The sequence below is a fragment of the Bhargavaea cecembensis DSE10 genome (assembly GCF_000348905.1).
GTDB classification, from domain to species: Bacteria; Bacillota; Bacilli; order Bacillales_A; family Planococcaceae; genus Bhargavaea; species Bhargavaea cecembensis.
Genome location: NZ_AOFT01000005.1, coordinates 143291 through 168124 on the forward strand (window position 1 = coordinate 143291; position 24834 = coordinate 168124).

Genomic DNA, 24834 nt, shown 5'->3' on the forward strand with positions numbered 1-24834 from the left:
TTCAGACTTGACTCTTCCTGCCCGTTTTGTTGACATACATGGCATGGTCCGCCGCGTCCACGAGGGACTCCAAATCCTCGCCTTCTGAAGAGGCGACTGCAATGCCGAACGACACGCCGATCGACCGGCCTCCGGCATATCCGAGAGTGTTCATCCGGGCCGAGATTTCCTCGGCGGCATACATCTTGAACTCGTCATCCGCTTCCCGGAAAATGGCCAGGAACTCGTCTCCGCCCCATCTTGCGATAATTCCCCGGTTGCCGACGAAATCGGAAAGGGTCTCGGCAAAATCGCGGAGCACGGCGTCGCCGGCTTCATGTCCGTAGGTATCATTAATCTCCTTAAAATCATCCAGATCGAACAGGACAACTCCGTATCGGGGATGGCCGGAAAGCCGGAGCTTCCTGACATAATCAATCAGAAAGCGGCGGTTGTAGGCGCCGGTGAGCGGATCCCGTCTCGAAAGATAGTCCGCGCGGTCGTACTGATAGCCACCCGCATAGGCGATGGCAAGAAACACAGCCGTCAATAAAAAGAAAGAACCGTCAAACGGCACGTCCAAATAGACATGATAGTAGAAATAACGCATGATGTTGAACAGCACAACAATTCCGGCTGCGATGAGCCGTCCCTTCCAGCGCATGTCCATCCCCCCGATCCATCCTGCACAATGCTTATCAGTATACCATAAAAAAGGAAAATCCTCTGAAGGCGGAAAAGACTGAATGTGCTTTTTCCTCCTGAGCGTATGGAACTTTGCAGCCGATCGTTCCGTATAGAAAACAATTGATTGAAAGGAGCCTTTCTATGGCACCCATAAACTCAGAAAAACAGGATGGGCTAAAGCCGTTCATGCGACTGATCCGCTCAACCGGCATCCCGAAAGCTGCTTTCGGTTCCGGCATCGCCGGTTTTCTGATCACAACCCTTGTCGGGCTCGTTATCCCGCTTCTCACAAAAGAGCTGGTGGACGGGTTTTCCCTTGAATCTCTAAGCCCCGTTCTGATCGCAGCCATTATTGCCGCATTCCTCATCCAGACCGTCATTGATGGGGTATCGACCTATCTCCTCAGCTACACCGGGCAGAAACTGGTGGCGGACCTGCGCGGGAAAATGTGGCGCAAGCTCCTGCGGCTTCCGGTTTCACATTTTGATGGCGAGGCGAGCGGCGGAACGGTCAGCCGTGTCGTCAACGATACCGGCATCGTAAAAGAGCTTATTTCGAACCATGTGCCGCAGTTTATCAGCGGCCTGATTTCCATCGTCGGCGCCGTTGTTTTGCTGCTGATCCTCGACTGGCAGATGACGCTCGTCATGCTGATCTCGATTCCGGTCACCATGGCACTCATGATTCCCCTCGGCCGGCGGATGGCCAAGATCTCCCGCGGGATGCAGGACGAAACTGCCGCATTCAGCGGAAGCATCCAGCAGACAATCAGTGAAATCCGCCTGATGAAAGCATCGAATGCCGAGGAAGATGAAGAGAAAAAAGGAATGGCAGGGATTCTCCGGCTGTTCGACTTCGGACTTAGGGAAGCCCGGATCAACGCGGTCATCGGTCCGCTGATGGGTCTGATCATGTGGGCGGTCATTGCATTCATCATCGTTTACGGTGGCGTGCGCGTCGCGGACGGATCCATGTCCACCGGCACACTGGTCGCCTTCCTTCTCTATCTGTTCCAGATTGTTTTCCCGGTTACGACATTCGCCATGTTCTTTACCCAGCTGCAAAAAGCCAAGGGCGCCACAGAGCGGATCATCCAGATCCTTAGCCTGGACCCGGAGCCGGGACAGCAGGGGAATAGGGTGGATGTCTCGGGGCTTCCGATCACAGTGGAAAACGTCAGCTTTTCCTACTTGTCCGGAGAACCTGTCCTGAACGGCATTTCCTTCCGGGCAAATCCCGGCGAAATGATTGCATTCGCCGGACCGAGCGGAGGCGGGAAATCCACAATGTTCGCGCTGCTTGAACGATTCTACGAACCGGACAGCGGAACCATCCGTGTCGGGGATACACCGATCACCGCCCTGTCCCTCGAGAGTTGGCGGAGCCAGATCGGCTATGTCCCGCAGGAAAGCGCAATGATGTCAGGGACGATCAGGGATAATCTGCTCTACGGAATTGAACAGGATCACATTCCAGAAGAGAAAATCTGGCTGGCTGCAGACATGGCGTTCGCCTCTGAATTCATCAGGGGCTTCCCTGATGGATTAAACACGGAAATTGGAGAACGTGGCATCCGCCTATCCGGCGGGCAGCGTCAGAGAATCGCCATTGCCCGGGCATTTCTGAGGGATCCGAAAATCTTAATGATGGACGAAGCTACGGCAAGCCTTGACAGCCACTCTGAAGGGATCGTCCAGGAAGCCCTCCAGCGCCTCATGGCCGGGCGGACTACATTTGCCATCGCCCACCGTCTGTCCACGATTGTCGACGCGGACCGGATCGTTTTCATTGAAGGAGGCCAAGTGACCGGGATTGGTACTCACCGGGAATTATTCGATTCCCACCCGGTTTACAGGGAATATGCCGAGCAGCAATTGATTTAGGATCACTCTTCTTGACTTGATTCCTAAATCTGTTATCATTATTAATTGTGATGCTTCAACTTGAACGGAATCGGTTTGAACTGGCGTCCATTCGCATGATGCGGAGGACACTCATTCACGCTGGCGCGGCTATAGGGCCGCAAGGACGCAATAGCAGGTAGGGATTGCGTTGCTTGGGTTAGCATGTGAGTGGATTCATACCGCGGCAAAGAACCCCCAGAGCAAAACGGGGGAGAAAAACGGAAAACGATTGGCTTCAACTGAACATTGCCTACTAAAAAAGGGATGCTCCGCTTAGCGGATGCATCCCTTTTCCAATTTCTATACAGCTTACATGAACATGCCGGCGATCGATGCGCTGAGCAGCGATGCGAGCATCCCTGCTGCAACGGCACGCATACCCATGCGCGCGATGTCCGGGCGGCGTTCAGGCGCCATGCCGCCGAGTCCGCCCAGAAGGATTGCCAGCGAGCTCAGGTTGGCGAATCCGCAAAGCGCGAAGCTGACAACCATGACGGTCTTATCAGAAAGCTCGGCAATCTGAGGTGCAAACGACGCATAAGCGACGAATTCGTTCAACACAAGCTTTTGTCCGATAAAGCTTCCTGCCTGTACGGCTTCCTGCCAAGGAACACCGATGGCGAACGCAAGCGGCGAGAACACATAGCCGAGGATGCTCTGGATCGTCAGATCTTCAGCACCGAACCAGGATCCGATTCCGCCCAGAAGTCCGTTCAGAAGGGCGATGAGTGCGATGAATGCAAGAAGCATAGCGCCGACATTCAGCGCGAGGCTCATCCCGTCCCCTGCCCCTTTCGCAGCAGCATCGATGACGTTGGTCGCGCCGGTATCTTTCTCCATGACGAATTCATCGTCTTTCGGCTTTTCTTTTTCAGGCATAATGATTTTCGCCATGATCAGGCCGGCCGGTGCAGCCATGAAGCTTGCCGCGATCAGGTATTCAAGCGGAACGCCCAGAAGCGCGTATCCCGCGAGTGTGGAACCGGCTACGGAAGCAAGGCCCCCGGTCATGACCGCGAAGAGTTCCGAGTTGGTCATGTTTTTCAGGAAAGGCCGGACAACGAGCGGCGCTTCCGTCTGGCCGACGAATATATTCGCCGCAGCCGAAGTGGACTCCGTCTTGCTCGTCCCGAGCAGTTTCGAAAGTCCGCCACCGAGCAATTTGATGATCCACTGCATGATGCCGAGGTAGTAAAGCACCGAAATCAGAGAAGAGAAGAAGATGATGATCGTCAGTACCTGGAAGGCGAAGATGACACCCAACTCTCCGTTGCCGTCAGCGAGCGGCCCGAACAGGAACGAAATCCCTTCCCCGGCATAGCCGATCACGTTGTTGACAGCTTCGGTCACATTCAACAGCGCTTTTCTGCCGATCTCCGACTTAAGGACGATAAATGCAAATAGAAGCTGAAGTGCCAGCCCGCCGATGATCGTCCGCGGGTTGATCGACTTTTTCCCGGTGGACAGCAGAAAAGCGATTCCGAGAACGACCGCCATTCCCAACAAGCCCCACAAAATATTCATGGCTATTCCCCTATCATTTCAGATCCGGCCATCCCGGGTTGGAAGGCGGACCGATTATTGTTGTCTGACCTCAGACATTTTCGTTATTAAAGGTATCAAATAGGCCATACGATTGTAAATGCTTAATGTCCTACTAATTCATATACGCAATTGTGCAAACCATCGGAAAGTATGACAACTTCAACATTCCCTTCTGCCGGCGTCCATAAACAGGAAAAGCCGGCAGGCCGGTTCCCTTGCGGAAAGCGGGCCTGCCGGCTTTACTCGTAAATCCGTTCCTTTGAAAAACCGTGGCCGAGAATTTCGGAGGCGTTCACGAAAATGACAAAAGATGCGGGTTCTTTTTCATTCAGCATCTTTTTCAGATAGACCGCTTCTGACTGTTCTGCCACACAGAGAATCATCGTCCGCTCCCTGTTGGAATGGCCGCCGGTCACCCGCAACTTCGTAAGTCCCCTGTCGATTTCCTCCCGGATGATCGTCCTCACTTCCTCTTCCCTCTCGGTGATGATCAGAACCAGTTTCTGGGGAGAAGTCCGGAGCTGAACAAAGTCGATGACTTTGCTTGTCACATAGATGGACATCAGGGCAAACAGCGCCAGTTCGAAGTCAAAGACAAGCGCAGATGTGAGTACGACAGCTCCGTCAACGATGAGCTGGGCAAAGCCGCTGGAAATTCCGGTGAACTTCCTCAGGATCTGCGCGACCAGGGCCGTCCCACCTGTCGAACCGTTTCCCCTATACACGATCCCCAGACCGACTCCGAGGATGATCCCGCCGTATATGGATGATAGAAGTGGGTCTTGCACCCCAAGATTAAGCCCTCCTGTCAACCAGATTGTGAATGGGACAAATAAGGTACCGACAAGCGATTTCATGCTGAAATCTTTCCCGGCAAGAATCACCGCCAGAACAAACAGCGGAATGTTCAGCAGCCACTGGACGTAGGCAGGATTGAAGCCATAGAGTTCATATGTGATGGTACTGATTCCGGATACGCCTCCCGCCGCCAGCCTGGCCGGCAGCAGGAACAGATTATAGCTCAGTCCCACCAGTGCCGACCCGATAAGGATCAGCAGATAATCATTGGATACTGCTTTCATGGATTGCTTCATATTAAATCCCCCCTGTTGCACCTCAACTATTTTACCAGTCAGGCTTTGTATGGAAGTTCTGAATTTCTTTAGCAGACTGACGAGATAACAGAATGTAATGGACTCCATCCAAAAGAAACCGCACTGCCGATAAACAGTGCGGTTTTTCTGTATTATGAAACTTCTTGAGCGCTTTCCTTCAGGACAGCCGGATCTTTCTTTGCTGCCGGTACAGAAGCCTTTGCGGGTAACATATTGAAGACAATGTTCAGCACAATGGCGGTGAAGCTTCCTGCAACAATTCCGTTGCTTGTCAGGATCTGCACGCCCTGCGGCAGCGCGCTGAACAGATCCGGAACAACAGAGACGCCCAGTCCAAGCCCGACAGAGCATGCCACGATCAGCGCATTTTCCTGTGACTCGCCCATGCACTTGCTCAGCATTTTGATGCCCTGTGTGGCAACCATGCCGAACATGGCAAGCATTGCTCCGCCAAGTACCGATGTCGGGATGATGGTCGTGATTGCCGCGACTTTCGGAAGGAAGCCGAGCGCAACCAGCATAACCCCGGTGATCACGATCACACGGCGTGTCTTGACTCCGGTCATCTGCACCAATCCGACGTTCTGTGAAAAGGCCGTGTATGGGAAAGCGTTGAAGAATCCGCCGAGCATGACAGCGAGCCCTTCAGCCCGATATCCCCGGGACAGGTCTTTCCTTGTAAGCTTTTTGCCCGTGATGTCGCTCAGTGCGTAATAGACGCCGGTCGACTCTACAAGCGAGACAATGTTGACGAGGCACATCGTGATCACTGCAGGCCACACGATCGACGGAGTGCCAAGCTGGAATGGCTCGAGCATATGGAACATGGAAGCTTCCCTGACGTTGTCGAAGCTGACCATGCCCATCGAAGCCGCCATGAGTGTGCCGGCCACCAGTCCGAGAAGGATCGAAATCGCCCTGATAAAGCCCGTGGCGAATTTATAAATCAGGATGATGATCAGGAGAGTGGCAAATGCGAGTGTCACGTTTGTCGCAGATCCGAAATCAGCCGAACCTTGGCCGCCGGCCATATTATTGATGGCCACCGGAATCAGTGTAAGGCCGATGATCGTGACGACTGTGCCGGTCACGATCGGCGGGAAGAATTTCCTCAGCATGCTGAAGAACGGACTGATCAGCACGATGAACAGGCCGGAAAGGATAATTGAGCCGTAAAGCGCCGAAAGGCCATATTCCCCGCTGATGGCGATCATTGGCCCGACAGCCGTAAACGTACAGCCGAGCACGATCGGCAATCCAATGCCGAAGAATCGGTTGGAGGCAAGCTGCATCAGTGTCGCCACCCCGCTCAGGCAGATATCGACCGCCACGAGGTAGGTCAGCTGTTCGGCACTGAGCCCGATGGCCCCGCCCACGATCAGCGGAACAAGGACTGCGCCCGCATACATGGCAAGAAGATGCTGGATCCCAAGCGTCGTTTCACGTATGCCTTGCTTCATCGGACCTCAGCCTCCTCTCGGAATGACACTTTTCCGTCTGCAAGTGAATCGATGATGGCAAGCGATTCGACCCGGATTCCCTGATCCCGGAGCAAGATTCCGCCCTGCTGGAAGCCTTTTTCGATCACGATCCCCACTCCGGCAACCGACGCACCGGAATGCCTTGCAATATCCAGAAGGCCAAGTGCCGCCTGGCCATTTGCAAGAAAGTCATCAATGATGAGGAGGGTATCTTCTGCGGTCACATAATCACCAGAAACCGAGATTGTATTCACAGTCTGTTTGGTGAATGACTTGACCTCCGCGCTGATCAGACCTTCCGTGAGCGTGAGGGAAGCCCGTTTTCTTGCGAAGATGACCGGAACTCCCATCGTCAGCCCCGCCATGACTGAAGGCGCGATGCCCGACGACTCAATCGTCAGGATTTTGGTGATTCCGTCGTTTTCAAACCGGCGGGCAAATTCTTTTCCGATTGCCTGCATGAGCCTGGGGTCGACCTGGTGGTTCAGGAAAGAGTCCACTTTCAGAACATCTTCCGAGAGCACACGGCCTTCCGAACTGATTTTGTCTTGAAGCTGTTTCAAAATGATTCCTCCCGTTTTTTACCACGGCGCTCAATGGCACGAAATAAAAAACCGGCGGCAATGCCCTATAGAGGGGCATCACCGCCGGCTTTATCATTCCGGTGGAAAAGAAACAAGACGGGGCTTCCCCCCATCTCTGATTTCCGTTGCCTCTCATAGTCGGCCCGTTTACGGCGGGCCGGTAGAAACTTGCAGGCCATATCCCTGCGATTATATGAGCGTCTGATATTGAATGGGCTTAGTATATCACGGCAACAGAAGTTTTCAAGTCAGACATTAATATACGGAATTCACCGAAAACAGGAAGCGTTTTCGGTACTCCGGCATCCGGTAACTCCCCTAAATCCGAACGTTCGTCTTTTTTCTCTATCAAGCAGGTGCAGCCCGGCGTTCATCCGGCAAATACAGGGAGACCAGCCCGAGGATCGGCAGGAGGCTGATGACGACCATCGTCGTATAGACGCCCGCCAGGTCCATGAATGCCCCGATTGCGACGGAACCGATCGCCCCCATTCCAAAGGCGAATCCCACGGTCAGGCCGGCCATTGTGCCGATTTTTCCAGGAACGAGCTCCTGTGCATAAACGACAGAGACCGAAAAACTCGACATCAGGACAAATCCGATGATCCCGAGCACCGGCGCGACAAGCCAGATCGGCAGATGAGGCAAGGCAGCAGCAAGCGGGATCGGGATCAGTGCGGAGGCCGCGATGACCCGCTTCCGGCCATAGCGGTCCGCGAACGGCCCGCCGAAAAACGTTCCCGCAGCCCCCAGCGCAAGGAACATGAAGATAAAGTACTGTGCCTGACGGACGGTAAGATCATATTCACCGGTCAGATGAAACACGTAATACCCCTGCATGTTCACTACATAAAACGACCGGACAAAAATGACGATCAGCAAAAGCGTGAGTCCGGCTTTTACCTTGCCCGGAGTGAGCCCTGAAATACCGGCGATCTGTCGTTTCCTGCCCTTGGCCGCTGCGTCTTCTTCCCTGAGACGATTGCTGGTCCATCGTGCGACCCGGCTCAGAATCAAAATCCCGGCCGCGGCAAGGATGAGAAACCATGCGGCCCCCGCCTGCCCGAGCGGAATCAGGATCAGTGCAGTGATGACCGGGGCAAGGGCCTGTCCGCTGTTGCCGCCGACCTGAAAGATCGATTGTGACATACCGCGCTTTGCCCCGCCGGCCAGAAATGCAACGCGGGATCCTTCCGGATGGAAGATGGCCGATCCGAGACCAAGGAACATCGCCGCGACAAGCAGCATCCAGTACTCGGGCGAGAATGCGAGCAACAGAATTCCTATAAATGCAAGCGCCATGGCCGCCGGAAGCATCCACGGGCGCGGTTTTTTATCACTGATGATGCCGACCACCGGCTGCATGACCGATGACAGCATCTGCAGCACGAACGTGATCAGGCCCAGCTGAAGGTAACTGTAGCCGTTTTCCGCCTGCAGGATCGGATACATCGCCGGCACAACAGCGGAAATGGCATCGTTCAGAAGATGGCACCCGCCGATGGCGAACATGACCGGATAGACGGGATCCGGGGCCCGTTTCAGTGAAGCAGCTGTAGCCGCCATAACTTCTCTCCCCCTTACTCCCCTGCAATCGCCTTGTCGGGACTGTATAGAGACGGATCAATGTCAAGCGGCTCCCCTATAGCCATCTTCGCAAGCTGGACGCCGAGATAAGGCCCTACGGTCAGCCCGGAAGAGCCGAGCCCGTTCGCGAAATACAGTCCGCTGATACCGCCGAGCAGGCCGGCAACAGGCAGGTTGTCTGCCGTAAACGGCCGGTAGCCCACATTCACTTCATCGAACACCGCTTCCTCCAGAGCAGGAGCTGTGACAAAAGCTTTGTCGAGCATCTCATGGATGGCCCCGGCGGTCGGAGTCATCTCGAAATCGTGTTCGTCCTCGTGGGTCGTTCCGACAATGACCTTTCCTCCATCTGCCGGCACGATATAATGGCGGCGCGGCGGCATGATGACCGGCCATTCTCCAGTAGGCTCTTCCCCGAGCCTAAGGTGGAGGATCTGCGCTTTCTGGGCGTGGACTTCAAGCTGGAGGCCGAGCGGTGCGACCGCCTCCGCAGCCCAAGCGCCCCCTGTCACCATCACAGTATCCGCATGAATCAGTTCTCCGCCGACAATAGCCCCGTTCACTTTTCCGCCTTCCGCAGAAACAATTGCGGATCCGCGGACGAATGTTGCATCGTGCTTTTGGGCCGCGGACAGCATCGCGTCGCGAAGCTGGCCGCCGTTTACCCTTGCAGCCCCGCTGATCCAGACCGATGCAAACCCCTCACCGAGCATCGGGACAAGTTCCCGTGTTTCCTCTTCACTGAGCCTGCGGATTTCCCCGATTTCAGGAGCCTCCACTTTTCGGGTAATTGCCCTTTCTTCCGCAAGATCCAGCACTGCAGGATCCGTATGTACGCTCACCGCACCGACACGCCGATAGCCGGTTTCCGTCTCACCATCCTGCTCAAGGGAACGGATGAGATCCGGATAAAAGGCCGCTCCCCCTTTGGCAAGTGCATACCACGCCTTGTTTCTGCGCTGTGACAGCCATGGGCAGATGATGCCTGCGGCGGCCCCCGTCGCCTGCCCCGGCTCCCCGCGGTCAATCACTGTTACCGCATGTCCTGACTTCGAAAGATGGTAGGCGGCGGAAGCGCCAAGGATCCCGCCGCCGATAATGATTGTATGATTCATTGGCTGACACCCGATTTCTGTTAGGATTCCTCTTCTATTGTATCTGAACAGCAGGCACTGGCAAGCCGTTCCAACTTTATCCGGCGCTTCCGATGAAACATTTCGGGTATATGAGACGTATACAGAACAGATAAAACGTACCGGGAGGCGCTTATGGAATCAAGACAATGGCTGGAACAGGAACTGGAACAGATCCGCAGATGGGAAAAGGACCAGGGGAAAGTGAGGATCTGGGACCGGATCGGCCGGATCCCCTTTGCCTTGCTGGACAAGGTGACCCCGGAGTTCATCCAAAACAAGGTGGGCAAGGCACTGGACGAGCTCGGCAAGTTTGTCCAGACGGGCGGAGGTTACCTGAGCTCGGAAAAAGCTGTCGCCAACTACTTTCACAACCAGCAGGTCCGCACCATCGCCGATGCCAGGCGGATGCCGGTCTCCGCGATGGACGAGGCCGCAGACCGCGTTTCCGGCACCAGGACAAACGTCGCGACCGTACAGGGGGCATCCACGGGGTTTGGCGGCATCTTCACTCTGTCACTTGATATACCGGTCCTGCTCGGTCTGCAGCTGAAGACCCTCCAGGATATTGCCATGTGCTACGGATTCGATCCCGCTGACCCCAAGGAGCGGCTCTTTATCGTCAAGGTGATGCAATATGTCACTTCCGATAACCACGGCAGGGACTCCATCATAAAACAGATGGACCATCTGGACGGCGGAAGTGAGGAAGCCCGTCGCGAAGTCGTTTCCGAGCTGAAGGGATGGCGGGAAGTCGTGCTTTCTTTCCGTGACCGCTGGGGAATGAAGAAAATGTTCCAGCTGATTCCTGTGGCGGGTCTCGTCTTTGGCGCCATCACCAACCGGAACACGATTTCCGAACTTGCCGAAGCCGGAACCATTCTGTACCGAAAACGCCGCATCCGGGAACGGCTTGCAACACTGGATCTTCAAACGGAGGCATCGATCAACCAATAGCCTTTCCATAAATGCGAGACATGAAAACACGCCTGCCGGCCCGGCAGGCGTCAGACTGCAGACAAAGCGAGTCGAATACTCCTTTGTCTGCATTTTTTTCTATTCCTGAAAATCCTCCGGATTTCCGCTGAGCGCCCTTGTCGCTCAACGCTATCGCTTTTGAGCACAGTCGCCGTTCTGCGTGACGGCGTCCGCTAGTCCGCGGGCGTTGCCTTAGCCGGCGCCAGCACGAAGACTGGCGTTTGTGCGCATCGCGTAGCGGAAGATCTTCTGCGAGCATAAGCGTAGCGTTGCGGAGCATTGCGTAACACTTTTGGGCACAAAAGCGTAGCGTTGTGCCACATCCTGCGGGGTCTTCGGCCAACGCTTTTCCCGCAGGCGTCTCGGGCCCTCTGCTTCAATCCGCCATAAGGCTTATTGAGGCAAACGGTACCTGTTTATATATCGAATTAACAGACTACAAAACGGGTAATGGATATGCTGTCAAAATCGGATGGTACCAATCGTGATCAACTGGAAATGGTCTCGCTTGATAAGATGGTCCCGGAGGACCACCTGGTCAGGAAACTCGAGAAAACCATCGACTTTTCGTTCATTTACAATCTCGTAGAGAATTTGTATTCAGACCGTGGCCGTCCTAGTATCGATCCGGTGGTTGTCCTCATCAAGCTTCCATTTCTCCAATACACCTTTGGCATCTTTTCGATGCGCCGCACGATCGAAGTGGTCAATACGAACCTGGCTTACCGCTGGTTCCTGGGCTTCGCATTCTATGATTAGGTGCCTCATTTTTGTCATTCGCGTGGAAATGCCGCGAGTTTTGCCCCTTAAATTCCCTTGGCAATACATGGTCAACAGAGAAATCTGGATGCCCGTCAATAAGAAGCAGGAGGGCCAAACCTAAAGCCAGCTATTCTAGACGCAACGAGATTACATAATCTCCCGGAGTCTGCACATTCCCGCAGAGAGAGATTACAAGTTTTCTTGCCGGGTCTATACATTCCTCGGTGTCAGCTATTTGGTTATCGGCGCGGATAGTAAAAACGCCTGCCGGCCGGCAGGCGTTTTCTGATCGTTCAGGAGGCAAGTCCGTCCAGGAAGGACTCGACCTCTTCTTTTGTCTTGCGATCCTTGCTGACGAAGCGGCCCGTCTCCTCACCTTCGCTGAAAGCAACGAAGCTCGGGATGCCGTAGACATCCAGTTCACCGCACAAGTCAATAAACTTGTCGCGGTCCACGGAGACGAAGGTATACTCGGGATAGTCCGCCTCGATCATCGGCAAGAACGGATCGATAAAGTGGCAGTCCGGGCACCAGCCGGCAGTGAACATGAACACCACGCGCTCTTCCTGCTTCAATTCATTAAACTGCTCAATTGATTTTAACTCTTCCATCAAAATCTCCCCCTCTTGCTTTACTCGGCGACTGTGACATCGGACACCTGGAAAAAGCCATTGCTGTCGATGATGACCTTATAGTCCCGGTTTACATTGTTCTCGGTGACCGTACCGTCAGCCGCGGTCGTCTTTTCTGTTTCAGACGAATGCACGATAGCATGATCATCATAGATTTCCACCGATGTGACGTCCTGGCCGAGCAGTTCATACTTGATGCCGCTGCCGGCCAGCTCATTCGCCTCTTTTGTCAGTTTATCATAGGCAGGGCTTCCGGGTTCGACAAGATCCGCAAGCCAGAAGAAATCACCGGCATCCTTCATGAGTGTCTGGAAGTGCCCGACTCGAAGGATGAAGTTTTCAAGTGCGATTTCGTTGAAAGTCTCGCCTTCCCAGCCGCCTTCAAACTGATCATCTTCAGGCGATGCGGCCCCGCCTTCAAACTCATCGTACGTACCGAAGACGCCTGCAACCTGTTCCGGAGACATCGGGCTTGCCGCCCACTGATCAAGTAGTCCGGTCATGCTGTAGAGCGGAATGGCAAAGCCTACGAGGCTGTTGTCCTGCATCACGAGGGAGTTGATGCCGACCACCTTTCCTGTCTTGGCATCGATCAGCGGGCCGCCGCTGTTTCCGCGTTCGATCCGTGCATTGATTTGATAAATATTTTCATAGATGAACCCCAATTCAAGATTCTGGTCATGGGCGGTCAGTGTACCGGTCGTCACCGTGTTGGACAGGCCATGCGGACTGCCGATTGCGATGACTTCGGCACCAATCGGCGTAACGCCGGTTTCCACCTGGAACGGTTCGATGTTGGCATAGTCATCGACCTTGATCAATGCAACGTCGGAGCGGTCCGAAATGCCGACCACACGGCCCTGTGATTCTTTCCCGTCACTGTTCCGGACAGTGACATCCGTGTAACCGCTCACGACGTGGGCATTTGTCGCAATCAGGCCGCCGCTTTTATAGAGGAAACCCGAGCCGATGTTTTCATCGGTAAGGATCGTGAATACCTTTGGCAGCGAATCTTTGATAATCTGCTGGGCGTCCCGTTCCTGTCCGGCGATCTTCTCCGGCAGGATGATCGCTTCCTGGGCGACCGCATTGTCCTCCTGGATTGCGCGCTCCACCGTTCCCTCCCGGACAACCGGCTCTTCGGATTCCTCACCAGTGGATTCCTCATCGGCTTCCTCTGCCTCTTCCGGCTGCTCCTCTTCTTCGATCAGGTCTGCCTCATCCGACTCCGGCAAGATTTCTTCCTCCGGAGCGACCGGCTCCTCTGCCGCTTCTTCGTCACCCCAGAATTGGAGCGCAGCGAATGTTCCCCCCGTCAGGATGAACAGCGCAGCAACCGTGCCGGCGAGCAGTCCCTTTCTTTTCTTCTTCCGCTTGCCGCGTGTCAGCCGTTCGCCGCATTCCGGGCAAGTCCCTTCAAATCGATCCGATTGATGTCCGCAGTTCGGGCATTTCATTTGTTTGTTCACTCCGTCCGCTGATGGATATGTAACGTCTATATGACCTTATAATACGACATTTAACCCTCATTCTATCATGCCTTAAGAGGGACCGGCACACGAAAATAGATTCAATTTCATTTCTCGCCCCTGTTCCCGCTGTCGGGTATACTGGGAACTGAAAAAGGGGTGTTGTTCATGTGCCTGGTATTGTTTAACCACGGCGAGCACCCGGTCTATCCGCTGATTGTGGCGGCCAACCGGGATGAGTTTTATGACCGGCCGGCTGCACCGGCCCATGTGTGGGAACAACCGGCGGGGCTTGTCGCCGGCAAGGATCTGACCGGCGGAGGAACCTGGCTCGGACTGACGCATTCAGGGCGGTTTGCAGCCCTGACCAATGTCCGGAAGCCGGATGTGCCTCCCCCACCGGGTGCCCGTTCCAGAGGCGGCATTGTCACAGACCTTCTTGATGATTCAGTGTCGATGGAAAAGACGCTGGAACGCCTTTCTGAAACGGCGGAACAATATGATCTGTACAATGTCATTGCCGGGACACCGGACCGTCTGATGTATGAGACGAATCAGGCTCAGGGAAGTTTCACGGAAATCCCGCCCGGCACGCATGGCCTCAGCAACGCCATGCTGAATACCCCATGGCCAAAGGTCGAGCATGGGGTGGATCGGCTTTCCAGGATTGCGGATGACGTCTGTCCGATCGATCCGGATGTGCTCTTTGAAATCCTCAGCGAGGCTGAGCCGTTCCCGGATCACCGCCTTCCGGAAACAGGCGTCGGACCGGACCTCGAACGTTCCCTTTCCCCGCTGTTTATCCGCATGAGCGGCTACGGTACCCGCTGCCAGACGGTCATCCTCATCGACCGTGATGGCCGCGCGACATTTATCGAGCGCAGTTTTGCGGACGGGAATTTCATGAACGAAGAACGCTTTACCTTCCAGATTCGCCCTCAGTGAGGATGAAAGCAGGAGAAAACCGGCTGGCTCCGTTAGGGGCCTGCCGGTTTTCTCACATCATGAATTCCAGAAGGATGGCAATTGCGATGACCGCAAGTGCGATCCAGAATGCCGCCCATTGCGGCTTGTCCGTATCGTAAGGGTACGGACGGCTATCCGGATAATGCTTGGCCAATGCGGATCCCCCCTGTCTGCCCGACATGATCGTCTGAATTTATGATTCCCCAGACGGCTCCGGCCGAAACAGCCTCACAGAAAGGTTTTCCCTTTATTGTGCCGTGTAGCCGCCGTCCAGAACAACGGCCTGGCCGGTCATCCCTTTGGCGTCCTCGCCTGCAATGTATTTTGAGAGTGAGACAATCTCGCTGATTTCAATCAGCCGCTTTTGTGGGATGAGCGGATAAAGCACTTCTCCGAGCACTTCTTCTACCGAGACGCCCCTCGTTTTTGCAAGATCGCCCATCTGATTTCTGACAAGCTCTGTATCGATATAGCCCGGGCAGATCGCATTGACGGTGATTCCATCCTGGGCCGTTTCAAGCGCGGCTACCTTGGTCAGGCCGATTACGCCATGCTTTGCGGAATTATAGGCCGCCTTGCCAGCAAAGCCGATCAGGCCGTTGATGGAAGCCATATTGATGATGCGGCCCCACCCCTGTTTTCTCATATGAGGCAGGACATGCTTCGTCGCCATGAACGGGCCAACAAGCATAATGTCGATCAGCTGGCGATATTTTTCCGTCGGGAACTCCTCAAGGTCCGCGACATGCTGCATTCCGGCGTTGTTGATCAGGATATCGATTTTGCCGAAACGTTCAACTGTAAAGTCGATTGCGCGTTTGACGTCATCCTCTATTGTAACATCACACACAATGCCCTCGGCGCCTTCCCCAAGTGTTGCCGCCGCCTGTCTGACGCCTTCTTCGTTCATATCGGAAAGGACCACGTTCGCGCCTGCTCCGTAGAATCCTTTCGCGATTTCGAATCCGATTCCCCGTGCAGCCCCTGTTATCAGCAGTACTTTTCCTTCCATATCTGTCTCCCCTTTACGATTTTGTGACTGTCCTGATAAATTCATCGAACCGTTTCCGGTCGTCCAGCCTCCTGTTGCAGGCCATGCTGTCTGTGCAGATATAATTGCCCCGTTTTGTGTACGTTTCGCCTCCGGCATGGCGGGTCTCGGTAAGAAAGAGCCCGGTTTCGCCGATTCCATTGCAGATCGAGCAGACCCCTTTTTTGCCGGAAGGGCGGAATTGTCCGTAAAGGCCCGTGAATCCCTGCCCTTTTTCAAATACGATATATTTTCGGTTCGAGCCCGGGTCATTCCAGCCGAGGTATGTGAGTTCTTTGCGGACTTCGGCTGCGAATTTCGGCATGCGCAGGTTCTTCACTTTCGGGAACAGCCTCTTCAAGTCCCCGTCGGTCACTTCAGCCATCGGCCTGACAAACGGCAGCAACTGTTCCCTGAACCTGTCGTAGTCTTCACGTTCCCTGATGGAACCGATCTGCCGGATCACATCCGACAACGCACCAGACAGATCCGTCGCGGTATGTTCGGCACGCTCGATGGCCATCTGGCTGACCGCGGCAAGCACGCCTTCATCATTCGCGTTCATATTGCCATTCAGGACATTCCGGGCCTGCCGGAGTATTAAATGAAATTCGCTGCTTGTGATGGTTTCATGCAAGGCCATACACCCCTTTCTATGGAAAGTGTACACATCCTTCGCCCTTTTGTCCGGTCAGATGGCCGTCCAGCCTCCATCCACTTTGATCGTGTCGCCGGTCACAAAGGAGGACATGGATGAAGCCAGGAACAGCACGGCCCCGTTGACGTCTTCCGGTTTCGACGGATGGCCGAATAGAATCCGTCTCCGGATTTCTTCCATAAATGCGGGATCTTCCATCATGCCGCTTGTCATCTCCGTTTCCACGAAGGTTGGGGCGACAGCATTGACATTGATTTTGTGAGGGGCCCATTCGACCGCGAGGGCTTTTGTCAGCTGGACAAGCCCGCCTTTGCTTGAGCAGTAGGCAGCCCGGTTGTAATAGCCGACAAACGCCATCTGTGAGGCGATATTGATGATCTTCCCTCCGCCCTTCCGCTGCATATGCCTGCCTGCAGACTGGCACATGAAGAATGCGGTTTTCAGATTGAGGTCCAGTACCGTGTCCCAGTCTTTCTCCGTCACTTCAAAGGCCGGTTTCGCAATGTTGATGCCCGCGTTGTTGACGAGCACATCAATGGAGCCATATCGTTCGGCCGTCATATCCGCCACCCGCCGGGTCTCTTTGATGTCCGAGAGATCCGCCTGTATGGCACTGCTGCCGGGACTTTTGACCAGCAGCTCTTTCCTTGTTGATTCCAGGGCATCCAGATTCCTGCCGACGATGGTGACATTCGCCCCAAGAACCGCAAACGCAAGGGCGATGGATCGGCCGATTCCCTTGCTGCCCCCGGTGATCAGCACCGACTTGCCCTCTAAGTCTCCAAAGTGATTGTTCATTTCCCTCATCCTTTCTGTTCATCATCCTTCAGGAAGCGGATCAGCATGGTTTCCCGTTCAGCGCTGACTTCATCACTGCGGGTGCCGCCCCAATCGTAGAACCCTTCGCCGGACTTCACGCCGAGCTTTCCGGAACCGACCAGTGAGTCGAGTGTTTCTCCCGAAGCCTGCAGCGTGCTCAAATCCCTGAACAGATAATCCGAGATGGACTTGAACACATCCAGCCCGCCGAAATCAGCCGACATGAGCGGACCCGTCACAGGAAGACGTCTGCCGATGCTGTAGGTCACGGCAGCGTCAATATCTTCTTTGTCGGCCACACCCGCATCAAGCAATGCCTGCGCTTCCCTGAACAGTGCATATTGCAGACGGTTCCCGATGAACCCCTGAATCTCCTGCTTCACGACGATCGGTTTCTTCTCCATCGCATGCAGCAGATCCATGGCACGGTCCCTTGTGCTGTCGGAAGTTTGCTTGCCGCCCACCACTTCAACCAGAGGGATCAGATGTGCGGGGTTCCAGAAGTGGGTCACGACAAACCGCTCCGGATGACGCAGTCCGCAAGCCAGGTCGGAAGGCTGAAGGCCGGAGGTGTTGCTCGCGAGGACGGTATCCGGGGCAATCATTTCTTCCAGGCGGGCGTAAAACGACTGTTTGAGCCCAAGATTTTCAGGGATGGCCTCAATGACGAATGTCGCGCCGTCCACCGCCGCTGCCAGCTGATCTGTTATGATGATCCGTTCCCGGATGGCAGAAGATTCTTCCATGCTGAACAGTCCGTTTTCAGCCATTGTCCGGAGTTTCTGCCCAATTCCCTGTTCGGCCCTCCTGATGTCTTCCTCATTCGTTGCGTACATCTTAACGTCAATTCCCCGCCATGCCGCATTCAGAGCAATGGAATGTCCCATTGTACCGCTCCCGATCACTGTTAACTTTTCCATATTCCCATCCCTTTCCATTTATCGTTTAGAAAATAAAACCCGGCAGCAAAGGATGCTGCCGGGAGGAAATCAGATTCCCAGTCCGAGCGAGAACAAGATAACGGCGAGGATCGAGCCGAGAATCGGCACGATGACCGTCATGGCACCCATTGCCGGATAAGCATCCTTGTGGGTCTCCCCTGCAATCGAGCGGATCGTCGTTACGGTATAGCCGCCGTGCGGCAGTGAGTCAAGAGACCCGGAGGAAAGCGCGACCGTCCGGTGAAGAGCTTCCGCATTGACGCCCATGTCCAGATAGTGCGGTCCAAGCAGCGGCAGCGCGATGGCCTGCCCGCCCGAAGAGGAACCGGTCAGTCCGGCAATGATGCCGACTGCGACTGCACCTCCGATCAGCGGGCTGCCGGGAATGTTGGTAATCCCATCAACAACCGTGGCAAATGCAGGAGTCTGCTTGACCACTCCACCGAAACCGACAACTGCGGCTGTGTTCGCGATGGCAACGACTGCACCGACAGTCCCTTCCGAAACAGCCTTCCCGAAGTTCCTGAAATACCTGCGGTTCAGAAGATATGTGGCAATGACACCGCCCGATAGTGCAACAATCAGAGCAGAGGTCCCAAGTGAATCATGGAATCCGAAGGACACGATCAAAACGACCAGCAGCGGAATCAGGCTGAGAAGCGGATGAGGAAGTTCCTCTCGTTCCTCGCGATGATCCGACTCCCTTTCGATGAAATGCTCGCCGTTGGAAACGGCCTTGCGGATCATCTTACGGAGCCACCAATAACCGAAGACCATCATGAAGACGGCGACAATCAGGCTGACCTCCCATCCTGCAAGCGGCGTCGTGCCAAGAAACTCAATCGGAATCCAGTTCTGGATTTCCGGGGAGCCCGCCGATGTCATCGTGAACGTTGTGGAACCGAAAGCAAGTGCAGCCGGAATAAACCTGCGTGGCAGATCTGCTTCTTTAAACAGGCTGACCGCCATCGGGTATACCGAGAAGGCAACAACGAAGAGGCTGACGCCTCCATATGTGAGGACCGCACAGGCAGCGACGACCGCAAGAACCGCCTGTTTCATCCCAAGCTTGTCTACGATCCATTTGGATACCGCATCAGCGGCACCGCTGTCCTCCATTACCTTACCGAAAATCGCACCTGCCAGGAACATCAGGTACCATGACATGATGAATCCGGAAAACCCTTCCATATACCCAGTCAGGTAGTTGGCTGCCCCTTTCTCCGCAAGCTGCGGGAAGAGAGGCAGGCCGTTCATCAGAGCTACGAATAATGCCGCGAGCGGCGCTACGATCAAAAGGTTCATCCCGCGCATCGTCAACCAAATGAGCAGAACCAGACCCCCGATCATACCTATCATTCCGAGCATGAACAAATCCCCCTAATTATGTACTCCGGCCGCCGGGACTGATGACCCGGGGCCGGATAAAATGTGATGTTAGTTTTTCTTCTGGTCGCCGTACCTGCGGACCCTGAGGAGAGCCTGCTCGGCATGTCCGGCAAAGTTTTCAAGCTGGCAGAGACGTGCCGCATATTCGCCGATATAGGCGCTCGCTTCTGGCTTTACTTTCTGATAAGTGACCGTCTTGATGAATTTGCCGACCCATAGACCACCGGTATATCGCGCTGCGCCTTTGGTCGGGAGGGTGTGATTCGTTCCGATCACCTTGTCTCCATAAGCTACGTTGGTCTCAGGACCGAGGAACAGGCAGCCGTAGTTGGTCATGTTTTCGAGGAAGTAATCAGGATTCTCAGTGAGGATTTCGACGTGCTCGTAAGCCATTTCATCCGCCACTTCCCGTGCTTCTTCGATCGAATCAACGACAATCACCTGGCCATAATCGTCCCAGGAAACACGTGCCACATCAGCTGTCGGCAATACTTCCAGCTGGCGCTCGATCTCTTCCAGCGTCTCATATGCAAGCTTTTCGCTTGTCGTCACGAGTGCACCAGGAGAAGTCGGACCGTGCTCACCCTGTCCCAGGAGGTCGGTCGCAATGATTTCCGCATCAGATGTTTCATCGGCAACGACCAGGGTTTCAGTCGGGCCGGCGAACAGGTCGATGCCGACTCGGCCGTACAGTTGACGCTTCGCTTCTGCGACGAATGCATTACCCGGTCCTACGATCATATCGACCGATTCGATGGTTTCTGTGCCGATCGCCATGGCGCCCATCGCCTGGATGCCGCCGAGAAGGTAGATTTCGTCTGCGCCGGCAAGGTGCATCGCAGCAACCGTCGCTTCAGGAATTTCTCCGTTGATCGGAGGTGTGCATGCAATCACACGCTTTACCCCTGCCACTTTGGCTGTGAGTACGCTCATATGTGCCGAAGCAACCATCGGGTAACGGCCGCCCGGGATGTAGCATCCAACGCTGTTGACCGGAATGTTTTTATGGCCGAGGATGACACCCGGAATATTCTCGACTTCCACATCGCTCAGCGAAGCCAGCTGCGCCTCAGCGAATTCACGGATATTCTTTTGAGCAAACTTGATGTCTTCGATCACTTGTTCAGGTACACGGCCGACAATCTCAGAGATCTCTTCTTCGCTCAGGCGGAACGATTCCGGCTCCCACTTATCGAATCGAGCGGACATTTCGCGTACTGCCGCATCGCCTTTTTCTTCAATATCGGAAAGTGCCGCAGCTACCGTTTCTGAAACTTTTGCGTCACTTTGTTTAACTTCTTCAGAGGATTTGCCTTGCTTGATGAATTTCATGTGGTCAGACCCCTTTCAAAATATGGAGAATATATGAATACGTATGCACAGCTTTTTGAATACGTATGCAAAAACGCTTACAAAAGGAACATTACTTAAAATGTTCACAACAGTCAAGACCATTTTTACGTAGTGCCCCGCAAAATCATCTCGCCCGGCAGATAATGCACCTCTCCGTCCTCAAGGCTCCGCACCGGATCGAGAAGCAGTTCAATTGAAAGTGCCACCATCCGGTCCACCGGATGCACATATGTAGACAGATTGTAAGGGGACCAGGAAGACATTTCGATATCATCAAATCCGACAAGCTTCACCTGTTCCGGAACACGGATCCCCCGATCACGGAACGCATCATAAATCCCGTAGGCCATAAGATCAGTCACTGCAAACACCGCATCCGTAAGCCGGCCGGACTCAATCAGCTCGGCACCATTCCGGTACCCTGCGGCATAGGTGAAATCACCCGGCAATACTTGGCACCCAAATCCATGCTTCTTCAGTTCTTCAGTAAACCCTTTCAGGCGCTCGATATGAGTGGAGGCTCCCTCGCGCCCCCCTACGTATGTAAAAGATTCACATCCCCGTCCGATCAGCAGCCGGGCGATTTCCCTGGCAGCCTCTTCATTTTCGCAGCTGACAGAATGGAGGCCGGAACCCGGAACCACCCGGTTGAACAGCACGGCCGGTATCCGGAAACGCTTGAGCATCTCAGCGGTTTGGAAAGATGCAGTCGCGTCCATGATGACCACCCCGGCAACGTGATACGACAGCAACGCATCTATATCTTGCATTTGCAGTTCGACATCATCCGTATCAATCAGGAGGACGCTATACCCCTTCTTTTTCAGTTCTGCGGTGAACTTCTTCACAGCATGCGGATAATAAGGGTTGGATACCCCTTTCATGACCAGGCCGACCAGGCTGGATCTTCTTGTGATCAGGCTCCGGGCATACTCATTCGGCCGATAACCGAGCTGGTCAGCTGCTTCGAGAACTTTTTTCCTGGTCTCCTTCGACACACTCGCGCCTTTTGTGAACACGCGAGATACCGACGATTGTGATACCCCCGCCAATTTTGCGACTTCGTGGGCAGTTACTTGGTTCTCCACCGTATTCCCCTCCTCTTATTTCCGGATTATACAGCGAAGGGAAAAAGAAAAAAAGCTGTCATTGTCAGGAAGCCGGATAACCTGATATCCAAGTTGGAGCACAGATTTGCAACTTAGCGCTGCATACGCCAAAAAGCCGCCATCCCGATTTCCGGGATGACGGCCCTAAAATACTTGCACAAAGACGGGTTTCAGATGCCAAGACTCAGCGGATGGACTGTTCGAAAAACGCTTCTTTTGGCACATGGGCTTCCGAGCGCTTCTTTTCTTTAGGGTTCTGGTTATCGAAGCGGGCCCGGTCGTATACCGCAGCAGCCACGATTTCGGCAACATCCAAGAGCTTCTCCTTGCTGATCTTGTCAAGCGTATCCTGCGGCGTGTGGTACCACGGCTCAAGCGGGCTGTGGATAAAGAGTGCTGCAGGGATGCCGGCCTGGTGGAACGGCACGTGGTCGCTCGAGCCGCTTCTTCCGCGGGTTGTCGGCTCGCCATTCAGCTTTTCGCTCGCTTTTTGCGTCAGCTCCGTCACAAGGTTTGGTTCCCCGTCAACGGACGCTACAATCAGGTCACCGGCATCGCGGCTGCCGACCATATCCAGGTTGAAGTTTGCAATAATCCGGTCTTTTTCCTCATCAGGAAGTGCATTGACATAGTGGTGTGAACCGATCAGGCCAAGCTCTTCAGCTCCGAATGAAGCAAAACGGATCTCCGTGTCGGATGGCAGGTTTTTCATGGCACGTGCGAGTTCCAGTGTCACCGCTGTACCGGAAGCATTGTCGTTTGCACCTGGTGCACCCGGCACCGAGTCCATATGGGAACCGATCACGATCACTTCGCCCGTGTCCTTTTTCTTGTTTGTCGGATGCTTGGTGGCGATGACGTTATGGGAAGTATGTTCCCCGGTTTCCGCCCCTTCCACGATAATCCGGGCCTCTGCAGAGGCGTTTGCTTCCAGAAGCTCCAAAAGCGCCTGGCCCTGTTCCTGTGAAAGGGACACTGCAGGGATATAACGGTCGTCATGCCCGCCAAGCGTACCGTTCAGCGCACCCGGTCCGTTGTTATAAATAATGACACCTGCAGCTCCTGCTTCCGAGGCATTGATGACCTTCTCCGCGAAACTGAATTCTCCCCGCTGGACAACCGCGATCTTCCCTTCTGCATCGACGCGGTCAAAATCAGCCGGTGAGCCGATTCCTGCATGAACAAGTCCCGCAGTCACATCACCGGAAACTCCGTATGTGAAGTTACCCGGGCTTAGGTCCCCTTCAAGTCCCGGAACATTCAACTCTATACGGGTGGGCTCCGTGTAGCCAGTATATGTGAACGGCTGGACTTCCACATCATAACCGTACGATTCGAACTCATCTTTCAGATAGTCCACTGCCCGGTTTTCCACTTCCGTTCCGGCGACTCGCGGCGCTTCCGAAAGTGTGGCGATGTGATTGTAGATCCGGTCCACGTCGATCTTGCGGATGGCTTTCTGGTCAAACTGATCAAGCGCTTCCTGGTAACCTGTTGCGACCGGCTGTGCAATGACCGCTGTCGGCATTGCTGCGCCGGCAGCCAGCATTGCGGCGAGTGAAAATGCAATTGTCTTCTTTTTCATTTAACAGCCTCCCGTTTCATTATTCAGACATCTTAATCATAACAGTCTCACCTCCCCTTGAAATCCGAATAAAGTGATGGTTCAATTGGCTTGAATTCAGCCTATCTCTTCATCCCCTGATGGGACAGAAAGACCAGTCATGCATGACTTAACACCCTGCGGAAAAAAATATGTACTGAAGGGTTGCGCGCTTTTTTGGGGGATGCTATAATTTCTTTTGTCATCAAAAACATGGAGATGTACCCAAGAGGCTGAAGGGGACTGACTCGAAATCAGTTAGGGCGTTCACGCGCCGCGGGGGTTCAAATCCTCTCATCTCCGCTAGCGGCACCGGCTTTCCAATTGGAAAGCCGGTGCTTTTTTGTATAGTCTGATTCGGATTCCGCACCCTATACTGATCATTATTTTGGGAGTGGTATGATTTGGACGGGATCAACGAGTACCTGATCACCATTTTGCGTTCGCTGTTCGCATTTTTTGCCCTTCTTCTCATCACCCGGATCATGGGTAAAAAACAGATGAGCCAGCTGACATATTTTAATTACATCGCCGGTATCACCATCGGCTCGATCACAGCTGATTTGGCTGTAAGGCCCGTCGGCAATGACGCCATTCACGATCTGCTCGCACTTATCGTATGGGGCGGTGCGGTCGTCCTTTTGGGAATTGCAGGGCTGAAGTCCAAGAAAACACGTCTGCTGGTCGACGGCGAACCCTCTATCCTCATCCGCAAAGGAATCGTCCAGGAAGATGTGCTCACACAACTCAGGCTGAATTTGGACGATCTGAGCATGTTGCTGCGGCGGGAAAAAGCATTTTCCATTTCAGGTGTGGAATATGCCATTCTCGAACCGACCGGCCAGCTGAGTGTCATGATGAAGCCCGGGCAGCTTCCCGTGACCAAGGAAGATCTGCAGATTCCCGGTAAGACCTACAGGAACCTTCCGACCACTGTTATCCTTGACGGCCAGATGGCCAGCCATGAGATGAACGAGCTCGGACTGTCGCCTGATTGGCTGATCGGCGAACTGAGAAAGCAAAAGATCACTGCTGTTTCCGAGGTTTTTTATGCCGAATATCTGCCGGACGGGACATTGTCTGTCCAAAAGAAAAGGGAGCGCTGATTG

At 54.3% G+C, this 24834-nt stretch carries 22 protein-coding genes, 1 tRNA gene, 1 pseudogene and 1 riboswitch; of the genes and pseudogenes, 6 read left to right on the forward strand and 18 right to left on the reverse strand.

Annotated elements, in window-relative coordinates; genetic code table 11:
* Position 1 precedes the first annotated feature (1 nt).
* Positions 2-643: a GGDEF domain-containing protein gene (locus C772_RS06520; protein WP_008298440.1), complete on the reverse strand. Its 642-nt coding sequence runs from the start codon at positions 641-643 to the stop codon at positions 2-4.
* 164 nt (positions 644-807) lie between these two features.
* Here C772_RS06520 and C772_RS06525 point away from each other — a divergent pair, with 164 nt between their 5' ends.
* On the forward strand, positions 808-2550 hold the full coding sequence (locus tag C772_RS06525; protein WP_008298441.1) for an ABC transporter ATP-binding protein: 1743 nt from the start codon (positions 808-810) through the stop codon (positions 2548-2550).
* 330 nt (positions 2551-2880) lie between these two features.
* Here the strand turns inward: C772_RS06525 and C772_RS06530 are convergent, their stop codons facing one another.
* The 6 genes from C772_RS06530 to C772_RS06555 all read right to left on the reverse strand — a co-directional run bounded on the left by C772_RS06530 (position 2881) and on the right by C772_RS06555 (position 9998).
* On the reverse strand, positions 2881-4095 hold the full coding sequence (locus C772_RS06530; protein WP_008298442.1) for a NupC/NupG family nucleoside CNT transporter: 1215 nt from the start codon (positions 4093-4095) through the stop codon (positions 2881-2883).
* A gap of 260 nt (positions 4096-4355) precedes the next feature.
* Complete coding sequence (locus C772_RS06535; RefSeq protein WP_008298443.1) at positions 4356-5210, reverse strand: YitT family protein; 855 nt, start codon at positions 5208-5210, stop codon at positions 4356-4358.
* A 152-nt stretch (positions 5211-5362) separates the two neighbouring features.
* On the reverse strand, positions 5363-6691 hold the full coding sequence (locus C772_RS06540; protein WP_008298444.1) for a nucleobase:cation symporter-2 family protein: 1329 nt from the start codon (positions 6689-6691) through the stop codon (positions 5363-5365).
* A complete protein-coding gene (locus C772_RS06545) occupies positions 6688-7275 on the reverse strand; it encodes a xanthine phosphoribosyltransferase (RefSeq protein WP_008298445.1) in 588 nt (195 codons plus the stop codon). Before C772_RS06545 ends, C772_RS06540 begins: the two co-directional genes overlap by 4 nt.
* Before the next feature lie 136 nt (positions 7276-7411).
* A riboswitch (purine riboswitch) is annotated at positions 7412-7513 on the reverse strand.
* Between the two features lie 131 nt (positions 7514-7644).
* On the reverse strand, positions 7645-8862 hold the full coding sequence (locus C772_RS06550; RefSeq protein WP_008298446.1) for an MFS transporter: 1218 nt from the start codon (positions 8860-8862) through the stop codon (positions 7645-7647).
* Between the two features lie 14 nt (positions 8863-8876).
* The gene (locus tag C772_RS06555) at positions 8877-9998 is read right to left on the reverse strand and encodes an NAD(P)/FAD-dependent oxidoreductase (RefSeq protein WP_008298448.1); all 1122 of its coding nucleotides are present in this window, start codon (positions 9996-9998) and stop codon (positions 8877-8879) included.
* Positions 9999-10151: 153 nt separating this feature from the next.
* Between C772_RS06555 and C772_RS06560 the strand changes: the two genes are divergently transcribed.
* Positions 10152-10973, forward strand: a complete 822-nt coding sequence (locus tag C772_RS06560) for an EcsC family protein (protein ID WP_008298450.1) — start codon at positions 10152-10154, stop codon at positions 10971-10973.
* Between the two features lie 477 nt (positions 10974-11450).
* Positions 11451-11750 (forward strand): annotated as a pseudogene (locus C772_RS06565) (IS1182 family transposase); the annotation flags it as partial.
* A 299-nt stretch (positions 11751-12049) separates the two neighbouring features.
* Here the strand turns inward: C772_RS06565 and C772_RS06570 are convergent.
* Together C772_RS06570 and C772_RS06575 are read right to left on the reverse strand one after the other, a co-directional pair.
* Positions 12050-12367, reverse strand: coding sequence for a thioredoxin family protein (locus C772_RS06570; RefSeq protein WP_008298453.1), 318 nt, complete (start codon positions 12365-12367; stop codon positions 12050-12052).
* Between the two features lie 20 nt (positions 12368-12387).
* Complete coding sequence (locus C772_RS06575) at positions 12388-13845, reverse strand: S1C family serine protease (RefSeq protein ID WP_008298455.1); 1458 nt, start codon at positions 13843-13845, stop codon at positions 12388-12390.
* A 180-nt stretch (positions 13846-14025) separates the two neighbouring features.
* On the opposite strand from C772_RS06575, the gene C772_RS06580 reads away from it, so the two are divergent.
* Positions 14026-14802: an NRDE family protein gene (locus C772_RS06580; protein WP_008298457.1), complete on the forward strand. Its 777-nt coding sequence runs from the start codon at positions 14026-14028 to the stop codon at positions 14800-14802.
* 52 nt (positions 14803-14854) lie between these two features.
* On the opposite strand, the gene C772_RS16925 is transcribed toward C772_RS06580, so the two are convergent.
* The 9 genes from C772_RS16925 to C772_RS06620 form a co-directional block, all read right to left on the reverse strand.
* Positions 14855-14977 (reverse strand): hypothetical protein, encoded by a 123-nt coding sequence (locus C772_RS16925; protein ID WP_008298458.1) that lies wholly within the window; start codon positions 14975-14977, stop codon positions 14855-14857.
* 93 nt (positions 14978-15070) lie between these two features.
* Positions 15071-15835, reverse strand: a complete 765-nt coding sequence (locus tag C772_RS06585) for a 3-hydroxybutyrate dehydrogenase (RefSeq protein WP_008298459.1) — start codon at positions 15833-15835, stop codon at positions 15071-15073.
* Positions 15836-15848: 13 nt separating this feature from the next.
* A complete protein-coding gene (locus tag C772_RS06590) occupies positions 15849-16490 on the reverse strand; it encodes a FusB/FusC family EF-G-binding protein (protein ID WP_051059413.1) in 642 nt (213 codons plus the stop codon).
* 54 nt (positions 16491-16544) lie between these two features.
* Complete coding sequence (locus tag C772_RS06595; protein WP_008298461.1) at positions 16545-17309, reverse strand: SDR family NAD(P)-dependent oxidoreductase; 765 nt, start codon at positions 17307-17309, stop codon at positions 16545-16547.
* A 5-nt stretch (positions 17310-17314) separates the two neighbouring features.
* Entirely contained in the window at positions 17315-18250 is a 936-nt protein-coding gene (locus C772_RS06600) for a 3-hydroxyacyl-CoA dehydrogenase family protein (protein WP_035001661.1), read from the reverse strand.
* 69 nt (positions 18251-18319) lie between these two features.
* Complete coding sequence (locus tag C772_RS06605; RefSeq protein ID WP_008298463.1) at positions 18320-19639, reverse strand: GntP family permease; 1320 nt, start codon at positions 19637-19639, stop codon at positions 18320-18322.
* A 69-nt stretch (positions 19640-19708) separates the two neighbouring features.
* Positions 19709-20992, reverse strand: a complete 1284-nt coding sequence (hisD, locus tag C772_RS06610; protein WP_008298464.1) for a histidinol dehydrogenase — start codon at positions 20990-20992, stop codon at positions 19709-19711.
* Positions 20993-21117: 125 nt separating this feature from the next.
* Positions 21118-22101, reverse strand: coding sequence for a LacI family DNA-binding transcriptional regulator (locus tag C772_RS06615; protein ID WP_008298465.1), 984 nt, complete (start codon positions 22099-22101; stop codon positions 21118-21120).
* 205 nt (positions 22102-22306) lie between these two features.
* A complete protein-coding gene (locus tag C772_RS06620; protein ID WP_008298467.1) occupies positions 22307-23707 on the reverse strand; it encodes a M20/M25/M40 family metallo-hydrolase in 1401 nt (466 codons plus the stop codon).
* Between the two features lie 233 nt (positions 23708-23940).
* Between C772_RS06620 and C772_RS06625 the strand changes: the two genes are divergently transcribed.
* A tRNA-Ser gene (locus C772_RS06625) sits at positions 23941-24028 on the forward strand.
* 101 nt (positions 24029-24129) lie between these two features.
* Positions 24130-24831: a YetF domain-containing protein gene (locus C772_RS06630; protein WP_008298468.1), complete on the forward strand. Its 702-nt coding sequence runs from the start codon at positions 24130-24132 to the stop codon at positions 24829-24831.
* Positions 24832-24834 lie beyond the last annotated feature (3 nt).

Excerpts from the sequence above, each read along its gene's own strand:
- C772_RS06520 (WP_008298440.1), bottom strand. The coding sequence starts at position 643 with ATGCGCTGGAAGGGACGGCTCATCGCAGCCGGAATTGTTGTGCTGTTC.
- C772_RS06525 (WP_008298441.1), top strand. The coding sequence starts at position 808 with ATGGCACCCATAAACTCAGAAAAACAGGATGGGCTAAAGCCGTTCATG.
- C772_RS06530 (WP_008298442.1), bottom strand. The coding sequence starts at position 4,095 with ATGAATATTTTGTGGGGCTTGTTGGGAATGGCGGTCGTTCTCGGAATC.
- C772_RS06535 (WP_008298443.1), bottom strand. The coding sequence starts at position 5,210 with ATGAAGCAATCCATGAAAGCAGTATCCAATGATTATCTGCTGATCCTT.
- C772_RS06540 (WP_008298444.1), bottom strand. The coding sequence starts at position 6,691 with ATGAAGCAAGGCATACGTGAAACGACGCTTGGGATCCAGCATCTTCTT.
- C772_RS06550 (WP_008298446.1), bottom strand. The coding sequence starts at position 8,862 with ATGGCGGCTACAGCTGCTTCACTGAAACGGGCCCCGGATCCCGTCTAT.
- C772_RS06555 (WP_008298448.1), bottom strand. The coding sequence starts at position 9,998 with ATGAATCATACAATCATTATCGGCGGCGGGATCCTTGGCGCTTCCGCC.
- C772_RS06560 (WP_008298450.1), top strand. The coding sequence starts at position 10,152 with ATGGAATCAAGACAATGGCTGGAACAGGAACTGGAACAGATCCGCAGA.
- C772_RS06570 (WP_008298453.1), bottom strand. The coding sequence starts at position 12,367 with ATGGAAGAGTTAAAATCAATTGAGCAGTTTAATGAATTGAAGCAGGAA.
- C772_RS06575 (WP_008298455.1), bottom strand. The coding sequence starts at position 13,845 with ATGAAATGCCCGAACTGCGGACATCAATCGGATCGATTTGAAGGGACT.
- C772_RS06580 (WP_008298457.1), top strand. The coding sequence starts at position 14,026 with ATGTGCCTGGTATTGTTTAACCACGGCGAGCACCCGGTCTATCCGCTG.
- C772_RS06585 (WP_008298459.1), bottom strand. The coding sequence starts at position 15,835 with ATGGAAGGAAAAGTACTGCTGATAACAGGGGCTGCACGGGGAATCGGA.
- C772_RS06595 (WP_008298461.1), bottom strand. The coding sequence starts at position 17,309 with ATGAACAATCACTTTGGAGACTTAGAGGGCAAGTCGGTGCTGATCACC.
- C772_RS06600 (WP_035001661.1), bottom strand. The coding sequence starts at position 18,250 with ATGGAAAAGTTAACAGTGATCGGGAGCGGTACAATGGGACATTCCATT.
- C772_RS06605 (WP_008298463.1), bottom strand. The coding sequence starts at position 19,639 with ATGCTCGGAATGATAGGTATGATCGGGGGTCTGGTTCTGCTCATTTGG.
- hisD (WP_008298464.1), bottom strand. The coding sequence starts at position 20,992 with ATGAAATTCATCAAGCAAGGCAAATCCTCTGAAGAAGTTAAACAAAGT.
- C772_RS06620 (WP_008298467.1), bottom strand. The coding sequence starts at position 23,707 with ATGAAAAAGAAGACAATTGCATTTTCACTCGCCGCAATGCTGGCTGCC.